The organism is Methylobacterium sp. ME121, assembly GCF_000974725.1.
GTDB lineage: Bacteria > Pseudomonadota > Alphaproteobacteria > Rhizobiales > Beijerinckiaceae > Methylobacterium > Methylobacterium radiotolerans.
The window spans coordinates 392,188-405,977 of the sequence record NZ_BBUX01000001.1 but is presented as its reverse complement, the minus strand read 5'-3'; the positions used below and the strand labels follow the sequence as shown (position 1 = coordinate 405,977).

Here is a 13,790-nt window from a genome sequence, read left to right as displayed (position 1 = left end):
CGCGCGGCGTGTCCGCTGGACAACGAGCCGATCGAGCCTCGTCTGCGAAGAGAAGCCTGGGCAATAGCCCGGCGCGACGCAGATATAGCCTTCGTAAAATCGCTGTTCGAATGAATTCGGCACGACAAACTGAAGCGGTTTTAAGAAACTTAAAACGACACGGGTTCTCTGAAGTGTGAGACTGATCCGCCACCGGCCCATCCTGCGCAGCGGATCGCTATCGCCGTTTCTCGCACCGGGTATTGAAAAAAGATTTTGAAAAGAAATTCGATCTTTGCTGGCGTAAATCTTATTTTCTTGCGGCCCGAGGTCATCTTGTACGATCTTCCCGAAAACGGGACTGGCCGATCCGGCGAAAGCGGTCGGGGCGGGGGGGCGGTCATGCTGAATGCGCAGCGGAAAGCTGTCCCTGGAATGCCCACGTGACGGTGGGCCCTCCTGAATAGACCGGCCGCCGATCTCGCGGCGGCGACGTCATTCCAGCCTGAGAAATTCGGCGACCGGCCTGCGCGCTGCCGATCACGCGCGCTCGGGGAGAAACGCGCCCATGGTCAGACGATGTTCACGGCTCCTCGTCTTGGCGCTGTCGCTTCCGCTGCAGATCGGCCCGGCGCTGTCCGAGAGCGAGATGCCGGCGGGCGGTGCGTTCATGAGCAGCTACACCGCGGATCCCTATTTCGATCCGCGATCGCGGTACGCGCAGGTCCACTCCGCCGGAGACATCCGCGGACAGCCGATGCTGGCTGAGCCGGGCGACGCTCAGCCGCCCTGCAAGCTGTTCGACACCGCCTGCGCGGACGCCTTCGAGCGCTCTCGCCCGCACGCGTATCGCTAGAGCCGTTCGTCGAAGGGGCCGAGAGCGGGCGACGAGCCCGCGCCGAGCGCGCGACAGAGCCCGCCGGACCGAAGGCGATCGGGTCAGAGAGTCGTGCAGCCCCGTGCCGTAGCGGGGCGCCAAACCGGCGCTCGGGTGCCGCCCGCGCACGATCCGGCGCACCGGACGGTCCGCGCCCCGGCAATCGACGTGCGGGATGGGGTCCAGCCGAGCACGCCATCCCGGGCGCCGTGGTCGACATGGTCGCCGTTGCGGTGGCCGACGTTACGCGCGGGGCCGAACATCGCGTCCGTACCGCGACCGGCCCGGTCGGAGCCGCTGCGGAAACCCCTTGACGGCGGCGCGCAACCTGAGAAACGACGCGCTGTCCCGCGCGACCACGCGGCGGCCGCCGAAACCTGTGAATCCTTGTACCAGGTTATATCTCGTCGCCACTGTGCGCTTTATTTCATCGAACATTGCACGCTGATCGCGCGCTGGATGAGCGATGATTGAACAGGCCCCACGGATCGCGCGCGAATTCCATGTCGGTGTCGGCGGCGACCGCTGGGCGCTGATGCGCGACGGCCAGTCCGGGCAGCCCTACGTCTCCCATCGCCCCGGGGATGACGCGCCGGAGGTGCAGCTGGATCTCGGCTCGTTCCTCGTGCTGTTCACCGGGGAGGAGCGCGAGAAGCTGCTCGATCTGATCGCGTCGCTGCTTCCGGACGAGGCGCACGGTGATGCCGGCACCCGGTCCGGGGCGGCGCGGCCGCTGCCCTTCGTCTCCCGGTGGCTTCCCAACCGGCAACCGAAAGCCCCAGAATGAGGCGGCCCGACGCGGGTTCTAAGCGCAATTGGCGTCAGTTTGTGAACGGCTTATTGAACTGTGGCGGTCCAGTCTTCGGCGCTTGAGCGCGGAGTACTTATGGATAACCAGCGCAACGCCCGGCGCGTATCCGTTAACTTGAACGGACGCATCTCGGTGGCGGGCCACCCCGCCATCCCCTGCGTGGTGCACGACATGTCGCGGTGGGGCGTCCGCCTCAGGCTCGTGGGGACCGATCGAGTTCCCTCCGCGTTCACGCTGACCATCGACGCCACCGACAAGGTCATCGGCTGCGAGACGGTCTGGAAGAATGCCGACGAGATCGGGGCTCTGACCGACCTGATGGAGTGACCGCCGGCCGGTGCCGGCGGCTCCACCGGCGCGCGCGATCGATCAGCCGAGATCGAAGAAGCCGGGGCTCCGGGCGATCGGCGCCCGCCCGGCCAGTCCAGCGAGGTCGGGTCTCGGACGGGTCAGCTCCGGTCGGCCGGCGCAGTGGGCCTCGATGGCCGCCGCCGCCGCGAGCAGGTCGGCGTCGCCGCCGCGCCGGGCCACGACCTGTACGCCGAAGGGCAGGCCGGCCTCGTCGAGACCGAGCGGCAGGCTGATCGCCGGGTGGCCTGCGAGGGTCACGCCGTAGGCCAGGGCCAGCCAGTGGAAGTACGAGCGGGTGGCGGCACCGTCGATCTCTGTCGGGTACCGCTCGGTCCAGGGGCGGGGCGAGAGCGTGATGGTCGGGCTGATCAGCAGGTCGTACCGACGGAAGAAGTCCACGAAAGTCCGGTAGATGGCGGTCTGGACGCTCGCCGCCCGGGCATAGTCGGCGAGCGTGTAGCCGAGGCCTTCCTCGACGTTCGCGCGGACATTCGGTCCGAGCAGATGCGGCCGGGTGCGGTAATTGTCGAGGTGGAGCGCGAGGAACTGCGCGGCCCGGAGGATCGCGAAGGCCTCATCCGCCCCCGCGCAGTCCGGTGTCGCCGTCTCGGCGGTGGCGAAGAGCGGCGACAGGGAGGCGACCCGGTGACGGAACACGCGCCGGACGTGCTGCTCGGTCGGCGCGAAGCCGAAATCCTCCGTGAACGCGACGCGGAGGGCGCCGAGGTCGAGCGCGCGGTGCGGGTCGTAGCGATCCGCGCGCCCGCGCACCGGCTCGCCCGGCAGCGTGTAGGCGAGGGGATCGCGCGGATCATCGTCGGCCATCGCGCCGAGCATGAGGGCGGCATCGCCCACCGTCCGGGCCATCGGCCCGTTCACCGGAAGATTGGCCCAGCCGAGCCCGCGACGCTCGTTCGGGACCAGTCCGGAGGACGGGCGCATCCCGACGATCCCCGCGTAGGCGGCCGGGTTGCGCAGCGACCCCCCGGTATCCGAGCCGGACGCGAGCGGGACCATGCCGCAGGCGAGGGCGACCGCCGAGCCACCCGATGACCCCGCCGCGGAGCGCGTCGGATCGAAGGCGTTGCCGGTGGCACCGTAGACGGTGTTGCGCGTGTTCGCGCCGGCCGCGAACTCGGGCGTGTTGGTCTTGGCCAGCACGATGGCTCCGGCCTCGCGCAGCCGCGCGACGACGCCGAGGTCCCGCGCCGGGACGTTGTCGGCGTGGATCGGGCTGCCGTAGGTCGTGCGCAGCCCGGCCGTGTCCTCCGTATCCTTGATGCCGACCGGGATGCCGTGGAGCGGGCCAAGGGGCTCGCCGACGCGGACCGCGGCCTCGGCTCTCCGCGCCGCGGCCCGCGCCCGCTCGGTATCGAGGGCGACGACCGCGTTCACTGCCGGGTTGATCCGGGCGATCCGGTCGAGACACGAGTCCATGAGTTCGACGGGGGAGACATCCCCGCGCCCGATGAGGCGGCGCAGGTCCACCGCGGACATGTCGCAAAGGTCGGTCACGGCGTCATCTCCGTCAGAATTCGGCACGCGGATCGATGGGAAACGTCATCAGGCCGCCTGCGGCACGGCGGCGGTCGAGCGGCTCCGGATGGTCAATGCGACCAGGGTCGCAACGGCGGCGGCGGTCAACAGGAAGTCGAACGCGGCGTCGTAAGTGCCGTAGTGATCGACCAGCAGGCCCATCACCAGGGGCGCGATGAAGCCGGCGCACTGGCCTCCCAGATTGACCATGCCGATGCTGGTGCCGATCTGATCGTCCCGCATGAGCTTGGTCGGGAGGGCGAAGGCCGCGGCGAAGACGAACGATTTGAAGAAGTAGGTGATCGACTGGAAGGTGATCACGCCCGCGATCGTCGGTGCCTGGTACATCAGATAGAGGAAGATTCCGGTCAGCATCGTGCTGACCACGATCATGTATTTTTCCCGGCCATCGAAGAACCGGATCATGACCCAGCCGCCGATCGCCGTCGCGATGCTCGCCATGATGAAGGGGAGGGGCGTCAGCAGGCCGACCGCCTTGAGGTCGAGACCGCGCGCCTGGAGCAGGTAGGTCGGCATCCACGCGTCGAGGCCCTTGTTGATGCAGCCGAGGCCGAACCAGACGAGCATCAGCTGCCACAGGAGCGGGTTGCGCAGGAGTTCGCGCGCCGGAGCCGACGGGCCGCGTCCGGCGCGGGCTGCGCCGGGGACCTCTGCGGGGGGGCGGTGCGGGATCATGCGGTCATAGACGAGCCCGAAGATGAGGCCCGCGGCGCCGACGATGAAGAAGGCGTGGCGCCAGCCGAAATAGATCAGCAGCGGGGCCATCACCAGGGGCGCGAGCAGGCTTCCGACGTAGTTCGACGAGATCATCAGCGACGACATCTTCGGGCGTGCCGGTCCGGTGAACTGCTCCGAGACCGCCTTGATGCAGGCCGCCGGAAAGCCGCCCTCGGCCAGACCGAAGATCAGCCGGATGACGATCAGGGACGTGAACGACCACGCGAGCCCGGTCAGCGCGGTGAAGATCGACCACGCGACGGCCGTGCCGATGACGACGTATTTCGACCCGAACCGGTCCGCCAGCCAGCCGCCGGGCAGCTGCATCAGCGAGTAACCGAAGAAGAAGACGCTCAGGACCACGCCGTACTCGGTCGGACTGAGGCCGAACTCCCGCCCGATCTGGGTCAGGGCCAGCGCGATCGCGGCGCGGTCCACGTAGGAGATGCAGTAGGCGGCGTACAGCAGCGCGAAACCCAGATAGGGTCGGCCCGGTCGCGCGGGCTGGGCGGGGTCCATGGTCTGGCTCCGGTTCGATAAAGCGCGCGCGGAGCCGAATCCCCGCGCAGGTTGCCGAGTCGGGCTCGGCCGCCCGTGCACGCGGCGCCGAGGGCCGCGCGTTCTCCGATTCTCAGCCGGCATCGATGCGCCGGCTCGCGCCTCAGCCGCGGGCGAGGGCCCCCTCGAACTCCTCGGCCGGGAGGTGCGCGCCGCCCGTCGTCCAGATCACGTGGGTGGCGTCGGCGCGCGCCTCCGCGGGCAGTGTGGCGGCGAAGCGCCCGGCAGCCGCGAAGCCGGCCGCCGCCGAAGGCTCCAGGCGAACGGCGGCCTCGGTCCACATCACCTTGAGCCAGTGATAGAGCGCGTCGTCGGGCACCGTGACCACGGCCGCGACGAGCTTCTCCAGCGTCCGGGCGACGAGCATCGACGCGGAGGCGCAGGCCAGCCCGTCCGCCGCGGTGCGATTGTCGAGGCCGACATCGTAGACGCTGACCGAGCGGTCGAGGCCGGCGGCCAGCTGGACCAGCATGCACGGGGACGCGACCGGCTCGACGAAAACCGGGTGCACCACGTCGCCGAACAGCAGCTTCAGCCCGAAGGCGACGCCGCCCGGCGCACCGCCGACGCCGCAGGGCAGGTAGACGAACAGGGGATGCGCCGGCCCCACCGCGATACCGGCCTCCGCGAGCTGCCGCTGCAGGTCGAGGGCCGCGGCCGCGTAGCCGAGGAACAGATCGACCGAATCCTCGTCGTCGACGAAATGGGCGTCGGCCCGGCCGGCAAAGGCGCCGCGCGCCGCCGCGACCGCGGCGCCGTAATCGCCGCGATGCTCGACGACGCGGGCGCCGAGTTCGCGCAGGCGCTGCTTCTTCCACGCCTTGGCGTCGTGGGACATGTGGACCTCGACCGCGAAGCCGAGCGCCCGGCCCATCAGGCCGACGCTGAATCCGAGGTTGCCGGTGCTGCCGACCGCGATGATGTGGCGGGCGAACAGGGCGCGGAAGTCCGGATCGGCGAAGGCCGCGTAGGTTTGCCCCTCGCCGAGCAGGCCGGCCCGTAGGGCCAGTTCCTCGGCGTAGGCCAGGACCTCGTAGACGCCGCCGCGCGCCTTGATGCAGCCGGTCACCGGCAGCGCGTGGTCGGCCTTCACGAGCACGCGCCCGGCGGCCCCGTCCAGGATGTCCCGGGCCAGCGGTCCGTCGAGCGGGACGAGCGGCGAGTCGATCCGGCCGGCACCCTCTTCAGGGAACAGCCGGCCGAGAAGCGGTGCGAACCGGTTCCAGCGCGCCACGGCCCCGTCCACGTCGGCGCGGCCGATCGCCAGATTGGGCAGCACGGAGGCGGTGGCGGTCAGCGACGGGTTCATCCAGATCGCAGGGCTGGCATGCCTGACGGCCTCCGGGATCCGGTCGCCCCACTGTCGGGACTGCATCTCGACGGCCGCTGCCATGGCGCTTCCGATCCTGCTGGGTACGTGCGCGCCGAACCTGCGCGAAAGATTAAGGGGCGGCCAATTATATTCTCTGGTGCAGCCTATTAGGCCAGCTTATGATCGCGCATGCCCGTAAGGCTCGATGCGCGCCTGGTCGGCGACCTGTTCTTCTTCCGCGCCCTGGTCGAGGCGGGCGGTTTCGCCAGGGCGGGCGACCGCCTGGCGGTGACGCAGAGCGCGGTCACGCAGCGGATCCAGCGGCTGGAGCAGCGCCTCGGCTACCTGTTGCTGGAGCGGGGCGGCCGCGAGATCCGCCTGACTGCCGAGGGCCACGACCTGTTCGCCGCGGCGCGGAACGGCTTCGACGGGATGGGCGACGCCCTGCTCCGGGCGGAGCGGCGCGAGGGCCGGGAGACGCTCCGGATCAGCTGCATACCCTCCCTGGCATCGGAGTGGCTCGCGCCCCGATTGAAAGCCTTCAGCGACAGGCATCCCGGCATCGACGTCGCCGTCTTCGGGGAGACCCACGACCTGGACCCGGACCGCATGGCGCAGTCCGGCAACGACGTCGCGATCCGCTACGGCCCGGCGCCGCCCCCCGGTGCGACGGTCGTCTTCGACCATCCCGAGCCCGTCTACCCGGTCTGCGCCCCCGCCTACCGGGATGCGGCCGCGACGCCCGGCGGGGCCGTCGTCCTGCTCCACGACGCGACACCGTGGGAGGCCGCGGCGACCGTCTCGGAGGAGTGGGATCGCTGGATGCGCGTCCACGGGGCGCCCTGGGACGGCCGGATCCAGAACCTCTACTTCAACCTCGCGCAACTGGCGCTGCGGGCCTCGCTCGGCGGATCGGGCATCGCGCTCGGACGCTCACTGATCGTCGCGCCCTATCGCGCCGACGGGCGCCTGGTGCCCGCCTGCGGCGAGGCCGTCATGAGCGGGCTCCGGTACTTCGTTCTCGTGCGTGCCCTGCCGCCCGCGGGGCCGGCGGCAGCCTTCGTCGACTGGCTCGGCCAGAGCATGGCGGGGCCGCCGGGCTCGCCCGAACCGTTCCACCCGGACGGCGCGCTGAACCGCGAATAGGGACGCGTCCGGCATGCGCGCGACGGCCTTGCGCGGCGCCCCCTCGTCCCGGACGGAAGGTCTATCGGTTGGCGGACAGATCCGTCGACAGCGCGGTCGCCAGGTGGGCCACGAAGGCGGTCACCTTGGGGCTGACTAGACGTCGGGACGTGTGGAGCGCCCACAGCTCCGTCGGCGGCCCCTCGAGCCAGCCCCAACAGGCCAGCCGTCCGGCCGCCACGTCACCCCCGACCAGCGAGCGCGGCAGCAGGGCGGCGCCGGCGCCCGCCACCACCGCGTCGCGCAGCGTCGGCAGCGAGGACAGCCGCAGGACCGGCACGGGCGCGAAGGCGCGGCGTGTCCGGCCATCATGGACCTGCCACGCCTCCTCCGGACGCGGCGTCCAGCGGACCGCCGCCGGCACAGGCGTCACGTCGCTCTCAGCCGACGTATCGGGGCGCGGGAGATCCGGCGGCGCCACCAGCCAGAGCTCGTCCCGCAGGACGCAGCGCCCGACGAGCCGCTCGTCCGGCTTCGGATTGACCCGGATAATCACGTCGAAACCCTCCTCGATCGGATCGACGAACCGGTCCTCGGCGCAGATCTCCAGCTCGACTTCGGGATAGGCGCGGGCGAAGTCCGCGGCGACGCAGCCGAGCTGCGTGTCGGACAGGAGGAGCGGAGCACTCACCCGGAGGCGCCCACGGGGCCGGTCCAGGCCGCCACCCACCACCGCGCCGGCCTCCGCGATCTCGCTGAGCAGCGGCCCCGTCCGGGCATGGAGGAGCGCGCCCGCCTCGGTCAGGCGCAGGCTGCGCTCGCCCCGCTCGATCAACCGCGCCCCGAGGCTCGCCTCGAGCTCGGACACGCGGCGCGACAGCGTCGCCTTCGCCCGCCCGCTCGCCCGGGCGGCGCGGCCGAAGCCGCCGTGAGTGGCGACGAGGTTGAAGTCGGCGAGCGCCGAGAGGTCCATAAGCTGTTCCATATGCGGGACACCCAGTCCCGATCCTGCCATCTATGGCTCAGAATAGGAACGGCGCATCTTCGGGACATCGGCGGCCCGCCCCGGGCCTCCGCGCTTCAAGGAGATTCGTCATGACCATCCTCGTCACCGGTGCCACGGGCCGCATCGGCTCCGCCGTCGTCGATCACCTCGTGGCGGAGGGCGCCGCCGTGCGCGCCCTGACGCGCGCGCCCGAGACGGCGCGTTTCCCGTCGGGCGTCGAGGCCGTCCGCGGCGATCCCGCCGACATCGACGCGATGCGCGCGGCGCTGTCGGGTGTCGATACCCTGTTTCTCCTCGTCGCCAACGTGCCGGACGAGCTGACCCAGGCGATCACGACGCTCAGCCTCGCCCGAGACGCGGGCGTGCGCGGCATCGTCTATCTCTCGGTCTTCAAGAGCGAGGCCTACGTCGACGCCCCGCACTTCACCGGCAAGCACGCCGTCGAGCGAATGATCGCGGCCCTCGACCTGCCCGCCACGGTGCTGCGGCCCTCTTACTTCATGCAGAATGACTTCGCCCAGAAGGAGCCGCTCCTCGGAGCGGGAATCTTCGGCGTGCCCGTCGGGCAGGCCGGCGTCTCGATGGTCGACGTGCGCGATATCGCCGAGGCGGCCGCCATCGCGCTGCTGCGCCGCGAGCGCGCGCCGGAGAGGCTGCCGGCCGAGACCTTCGACGTCGTCGGGCCGGATGCCCTGACGGGCGACGCGCTGGCGGAGATCTGGACTCAGGCCCTCGGGCGCGCGGTGCGCTACGGCGGCGACGATCTCGACGGGCTGGAGCAGCGGCTCCGCGGCTTCGCGCCCGCCTGGCTCGCCTATGACCTGCGGGTGATGATGCGCCGCTACCAGGAGGACGGCGCCGTCGCGACCGAGGCCGAGGTGGAGCGCTTCGCCACCCTGCTCGGCCGCAGGCCCCGCAGCTACCGCGCCTTCGCGGCCGAGGTCGCCCGCGACTGGCGGGGCGCCTGACCGCCGAGCCGCAGGCCCGCCTCGACGAGGCCGCCGCTTCGCCGAAGCTCAGCCCCTGCTTCATCTTCGAGCTCCCGATCGCGCGCATCTTCGGCGGTCAGCGCGTCGAGGCTTGGTCGGCGGGGAACGGGGAGCGACGCCGCGCTTCCCGGTATTCCCCTCATTCCGAACGCGCGACCTGCGCGCGGAACAGCGTCGCGAGGCTCCGCAACGTCCTGTTGTGCGGCTCGGCGAGCGACACCGTGTAGGCGCCCGGATCGATGTGGGGGACGGCGGCGGTGATGCGCACCGTCCGCTCGTCGATCTGGAGGACGGGCGCCCGCCACGTCTGACCGTTGGCGGCCCGGAACACCGCCAGCGTGTCCTTGCCGAGTTTGGGCGCGGTTCCCGGAAACGCGACTTCCGCGGCCCAGAGCTGCCCCGGCGAGACCTGGGGTGCCTCGTCGGTGTCCGGGAGACTGTGAAGCAGGGTCAGACTGTGCGGCGGCCCGCCAACGAGTTGGCGCGGCTCCGGAACGAAGCGCGCCGGCGGCTCGGTGTCGGGTGCGATGAAGATCGACGCGACGTCGTCCAGGGTTCGGAGGCAGCCGTCGGCGACCTGGACGATGGCGAGCGCGTAGCGACCGAACGTCATTCCCGCGACGTCGATCTGGCCGGTGAAGCCGGACGTCGCGGCGGCGGGTTCGCCATACCACTTGGCCACGTCCGGACGCAGATCGCTCTGAAGCGCGACCCACGATGTCCCGCTGCGGCCCGTCAGCCGCAGGTAGATCGCCGTCGGCGCCGGTCCCGAGACGTGCAGCCACCCGCGCAGGAACACCGAGGCCCGCGCGACGACCGACGAGAGATCCAGGCTTCGGTTGAGGCGCTCGTCCGTGCGCAGCACGTCGAGGCTCCATCCGCACTCGCTGCGCCGGATCGGCCTCGATGTCAGGCGCCGGACTTCGTCGGGCAGATCCGGCAGCGGGCGCGCCCGTGCGCCCGCCATCGCGGTGGACGGCGCGGCCGGAGGACGAGCGGCCTCGTCCCACTGGATCGCGCCGCTGGTCCACGAGGCGGCGTTCGTCCGCACCCCCAAGGTCTCGAGCCGGAGGTCGAACCCGTGCCGCAGGTGGCTGGGTACCCGTCCGTGGCGGACGGGCCGGGCCTCGATCAGGCGCTCGTAGAGGGCGCGTACCGATACGAGGTGGCTGCCGACGTCGGGGAAGGATTTGCGGCCGATGAGGGCCTGCATCCGGCCCAGGCGTGCGCGATCGTAGTGTAGCCCGATGAGACGCGCCCTGACGGCGCCGGCGTCGTCAGGCGGCACCTTGAATCCGTCGATCCCGTCCTCGACGCGCTCGGCAAGGGCCCCGATATCGGCGACGATCGGGACGAGGCCCGCCTGCCACGCTTCGGTCAGCGCGATGACGAACGTCTCGGGCCAGGTGGAGAGGTGGAGCGAGACATCGCACCCGGCCAGCAGGCCGCCGATCGCGTGCTGCTCGTAGGCGCCGGTGACGCTCACCTGATCCGGTCCGAAGCCCGCGACCGCGTCGCGGTACGGGTCGTCGATCCGGCCGATCACCTTGAAGTGGATGGGATAGGCCTCGCAGCTGCGGATCAGGTTGATCGCCTGCTGCCCGCCCTTGTGGGCCGCGAGGTTGCCGAGGATCGCCACGGTCAGCCGATCGGCGTCGCGCTTGCGCCGGGCGACCGACCGCACCTCGGCGGCCGCGGGGCTCGGCGCCACCATCGGAATCGCGACGATCCGCTCGGCCGGAATGGCGGGATAGTAGCGCCTGAGGTATCGCGCCGTCTCCGGTGTGCTCGTGACGAACGCGTCGATCGCGTCGGTCACCAGGGTCATCATGCCGTCGCGGCGCGCCTTCGACCCGGGCGGATAGTTGTTGCCCGAGATCAGGCAGGCGTCGCACTGGTCCGCGCCGCGATTGACGACGTCGCAGAATCGGCCGGTGTGATCGAGCAGCAGCCAGCGCTCGCAGATGAGGAAGTGATCGTGCAGGTGATAGACGGTGGGTATGCCGCAGGCCCGCGCGATGAGGGGCAGGGACAGCGGGACGTGCATCAGATGATGGATGTGGACGAGATCGACCTGATGCTCGAACAGCAATCGCTGGAAGAGCCCCTCCACGAACGGGTCCGTTGAGAGCGGCGGCGTGACGGCGCCGCAGGCGAAGCTCTCCGCGATCCCCGGACCCTCGAGCCGCAGCGCCCAGCGCCCGTCGCCGAAGACGGGGAACAGGAACAGGATCCGGTACGGCTCGCCGAGTTCGGTCAGCAGTTCCTGATAGACCTCGACCCCGCCCCCGTGGCGATGCCCCAGGCGGTTGTGGGTGAGCATCAGGACCGTGCGGGTCGCGGTCGCCGCCCGGTGCGGCCGACGCGTCTGCGTCTGCCGGTGGTCGATGACCGCGTCCAGGATGGTCGCCACGCGGTGGTCGTAGAGGTGCTCGGCGCGGGTCCGGGCCTGCGCGGCGCGGGCGCGCGCGATGCGGGTTTCCGGGTCAGTCAGGGCCGCCAGGATCGCGTCGACGGAAGCGGCCTCGTCGCCGCAGAGGGCGATCTCGGCGCCGGGCGCGTAGTACGCGGCCGTCTCCGGCTCGGGCGAGACGACGACTTGGTAGCCCCCGGCGAGTGCGGTCTCGAACAGCCGCGGTGGCGGCGTCGAGCCGGTCGCCTGATCGGCGCGCGCCGACGAGAAGATCCGGGGCAGGGTCAGCACGACGCGACTGCGGTTCGCCAGAAGGGCGAAGTCCCGGTTGCCGCAGCGCCAGTCCGTGACGAGCGCCTCGTCCTCCAGTTCGGGCGGCCCGATATGCTCGTTCCACGGCAGCGCCAGCTTGAACTTCACGTCCCGCGGCAGCTTCGCCGACAGCGCGTTCAGGGTCGCGACCCGGTTCGGCCACGCCGTTCCGATGAAGAGCAGATCGTAGCGGTAGCGCGCGTCGTCCTCGATCACCGCGAGATCGTGGAAGAGCGACGAGGCGCCCAGCGCGAGGTGGTTGGCCCGACCTCCATAGGCCGCGACCGTGGCCCGGTCGTTCGTGAAGACCAGATCGAAGGCCGCCGACCCGCGCACGTTCGCCTCGCGCTCGTACGGATCCTCCGTGGTCCAGAGCACGCTGGTGCGGGCGAGCCCCGCGAGCCGCCCGACGAGGGGCGCGTGCGCGCGGGCGCCGCCGAACGCGATCAGCGTGTCGAGGGCCTGCTCGACGAAGGTGACCAGGGCATCGCCATGCCCGCCGACCTGGACCCGGCCGACCGCCGGATGGCGCCGCAGCGCGTCCGCGATGGCGAGCACGAGGTAGCGGTTGTGCGTCTGCGGCTCGGTGTCCAGCAACAGGATCGACAGGTCGGACATGGTCGGTCGGGTCTGCTCTGTGGCGACGTGTTCAGGCCATGACCGTCAGGTGGCTGAGATCGAGCAGGCGGGCCGCGCGGTGCCGGTAGGTGTGGTCGCGCAGCGCCCGCGCCTGCGCCCGGCGCGCGATCGCCTCGATGCCGGCGGGCTCGTCGAGCGACCGCTCGATGGCGCGCGCGATGTCGGCCGCGCCGTCCACCAGCAGGATTTCCGTATCCGGCTCGAAATGCTCGCAGACTTCCAGGCCCGTGACGAAGAAGGCCTGCGCCGAGCCCGACAGGGCGACCTCGAAGGTCCGCGGCCCCGGCGTCGCCTGCGGGAGCGACAGCCGGCGATTGGCCACGTCGAGGTCGCGGCCGATATTGAGCGTCAGCCGGGCCGCCGCGGCGTAGTCGGCCATCTGCGCCGGCGTGAGGCGGCGGTTCACCGCGCACCGGAGCGTGTCCGGCCACCCGGCGCCCAGGATCTCCACGACGTGGCGGCACAGGAGATCGTCGATCCGACGCATCAGGGCGATACGGTTCGGGTAGGCGACGCCGCAGAAGAACAGGACGGTCTCCCGCTCCGCGACCGGGACGATCGGTCGGAAGTGCCGGTTGGGCGCGGCCGCCAGGGGCAGGTGATGGACGTCCGGGTGACGGTAATGCTGCGCCGCCCAGGAATCGTTGCTCACGACGATGTCGGCGTAGAGTTCCGCCTTGAAGGCGTAGTCGAACTCGTACGGGTCATCAGTCAGCCAGAAGATCAGCACGCCACCGACGGCGTCCACCGCCCGGCGAAGCGCGCGCAGATCCGCCAGGTCAGGCACGAGGCTTCCGACCGCGACCACGACATCCGGGCGAGACGCGCGGATTGCCGCGTCCGCAAGTTCCAGAGGCGTCTGCGCGACCCGCTCAGCACCGAGAAGTTCGGCAAAGCCCTCGGCGAGATCGCTCCGGATCCCGGGATTTCGATTGAGCGCATCGGGGAAGGTGCTCGTGACCAGCACGTGCGGCCCGGCCAACGAGATCGCGCTGACGAAATTCATCCCTATTGACCTCGGCGAGACAGGCCAGTTTTGTTTGCAGGTTAACGCCAATTGTAAGTAGACACGCAACTGTCGCGTGTCCATTTCGGACATTAATTTCCCCCAACCTCCTGTCGCGCGGGAAATTTTGGGCAGTCT

At 70.5% G+C, this 13,790-nt stretch carries 11 protein-coding genes; 5 read left to right on the top strand and 6 right to left on the bottom strand.

From position 1 onward, the window contains the following. The first annotated feature begins 547 nt into the window (after window positions 1-547). The 3 genes from ME121_RS01800 to ME121_RS01790 all read left to right on the top strand — a co-directional run bounded on the left by ME121_RS01800 (window position 548) and on the right by ME121_RS01790 (window position 1,994). Window positions 548-835 carry a hypothetical protein gene (locus tag ME121_RS01800; RefSeq protein WP_012317251.1) on the top strand — a complete coding sequence of 96 codons (288 nt, stop codon included), beginning with the start codon at window positions 548-550 and terminating at the stop codon, window positions 833-835. Between the two features lie 487 nt (window positions 836-1,322). Further along, window positions 1,323-1,643, top strand: a complete 321-nt coding sequence (locus tag ME121_RS01795) for a hypothetical protein (protein ID WP_059408228.1) — start codon at window positions 1,323-1,325, stop codon at window positions 1,641-1,643. A gap of 138 nt (window positions 1,644-1,781) precedes the next feature. Continuing rightward, window positions 1,782-1,994 (top strand): PilZ domain-containing protein, encoded by a 213-nt coding sequence (locus tag ME121_RS01790; protein WP_245295878.1) that lies wholly within the window; start codon window positions 1,782-1,784, stop codon window positions 1,992-1,994. Window positions 1,995-2,036: 42 nt separating this feature from the next. On the opposite strand, the gene ME121_RS01785 is transcribed toward ME121_RS01790, so the two are convergent. The 3 genes from ME121_RS01785 to dsdA form a co-directional block, all read right to left on the bottom strand. Next, complete coding sequence (locus ME121_RS01785) at window positions 2,037-3,533, bottom strand: amidase (protein ID WP_059408226.1); 1,497 nt, start codon at window positions 3,531-3,533, stop codon at window positions 2,037-2,039. Window positions 3,534-3,581: 48 nt separating this feature from the next. After that, complete coding sequence (locus ME121_RS01780) at window positions 3,582-4,811, bottom strand: MFS transporter (protein WP_029358311.1); 1,230 nt, start codon at window positions 4,809-4,811, stop codon at window positions 3,582-3,584. A gap of 142 nt (window positions 4,812-4,953) precedes the next feature. Further along, window positions 4,954-6,243, bottom strand: a complete 1,290-nt coding sequence (gene dsdA, locus ME121_RS01775) for a D-serine ammonia-lyase (RefSeq protein WP_059408223.1) — start codon at window positions 6,241-6,243, stop codon at window positions 4,954-4,956. Window positions 6,244-6,351: 108 nt separating this feature from the next. Between dsdA and ME121_RS01770 the strand changes: the two genes are divergently transcribed. After that, a complete protein-coding gene (locus tag ME121_RS01770; protein ID WP_059408221.1) occupies window positions 6,352-7,308 on the top strand; it encodes a LysR substrate-binding domain-containing protein in 957 nt (318 codons plus the stop codon). A 61-nt stretch (window positions 7,309-7,369) separates the two neighbouring features. On the opposite strand, the gene ME121_RS01765 is transcribed toward ME121_RS01770, so the two are convergent. Next, a complete protein-coding gene (locus ME121_RS01765; protein WP_089230987.1) occupies window positions 7,370-8,260 on the bottom strand; it encodes a LysR family transcriptional regulator in 891 nt (296 codons plus the stop codon). Between the two features lie 122 nt (window positions 8,261-8,382). Here ME121_RS01765 and ME121_RS01760 point away from each other — a divergent pair, with 122 nt between their 5' ends. Then, window positions 8,383-9,261: an NmrA family NAD(P)-binding protein gene (locus ME121_RS01760; protein WP_059408217.1), complete on the top strand. Its 879-nt coding sequence runs from the start codon at window positions 8,383-8,385 to the stop codon at window positions 9,259-9,261. A 160-nt stretch (window positions 9,262-9,421) separates the two neighbouring features. On the opposite strand, the gene ME121_RS01755 is transcribed toward ME121_RS01760, so the two are convergent. Both ME121_RS01755 and ME121_RS01750 read right to left on the bottom strand, forming a co-directional pair. Then, a complete protein-coding gene (locus tag ME121_RS01755) occupies window positions 9,422-12,625 on the bottom strand; it encodes a glycosyltransferase family protein (protein WP_059408215.1) in 3,204 nt (1,067 codons plus the stop codon). Window positions 12,626-12,656: 31 nt separating this feature from the next. After that, window positions 12,657-13,652, bottom strand: a complete 996-nt coding sequence (locus ME121_RS01750; protein ID WP_024827784.1) for a glycosyltransferase family protein — start codon at window positions 13,650-13,652, stop codon at window positions 12,657-12,659. Between the last annotated feature and the right edge of the window lie 138 nt (window positions 13,653-13,790).

Coding starts and splice junctions, on each gene's coding strand:
- ME121_RS01755 (WP_059408215.1), bottom strand. CDS start 12,625: ATGTCCGACCTGTCGATCCTGTTGCTGGACACCGAGCCGCAGACGCAC.
- ME121_RS01800 (WP_012317251.1), top strand. CDS start 548: ATGGTCAGACGATGTTCACGGCTCCTCGTCTTGGCGCTGTCGCTTCCG.
- ME121_RS01795 (WP_059408228.1), top strand. CDS start 1,323: ATGATTGAACAGGCCCCACGGATCGCGCGCGAATTCCATGTCGGTGTC.
- ME121_RS01760 (WP_059408217.1), top strand. CDS start 8,383: ATGACCATCCTCGTCACCGGTGCCACGGGCCGCATCGGCTCCGCCGTC.
- ME121_RS01750 (WP_024827784.1), bottom strand. CDS start 13,652: ATGAATTTCGTCAGCGCGATCTCGTTGGCCGGGCCGCACGTGCTGGTC.
- dsdA (WP_059408223.1), bottom strand. CDS start 6,243: ATGGCAGCGGCCGTCGAGATGCAGTCCCGACAGTGGGGCGACCGGATC.
- ME121_RS01780 (WP_029358311.1), bottom strand. CDS start 4,811: ATGGACCCCGCCCAGCCCGCGCGACCGGGCCGACCCTATCTGGGTTTC.
- ME121_RS01770 (WP_059408221.1), top strand. CDS start 6,352: ATGCCCGTAAGGCTCGATGCGCGCCTGGTCGGCGACCTGTTCTTCTTC.
- ME121_RS01765 (WP_089230987.1), bottom strand. CDS start 8,260: ATGGACCTCTCGGCGCTCGCCGACTTCAACCTCGTCGCCACTCACGGC.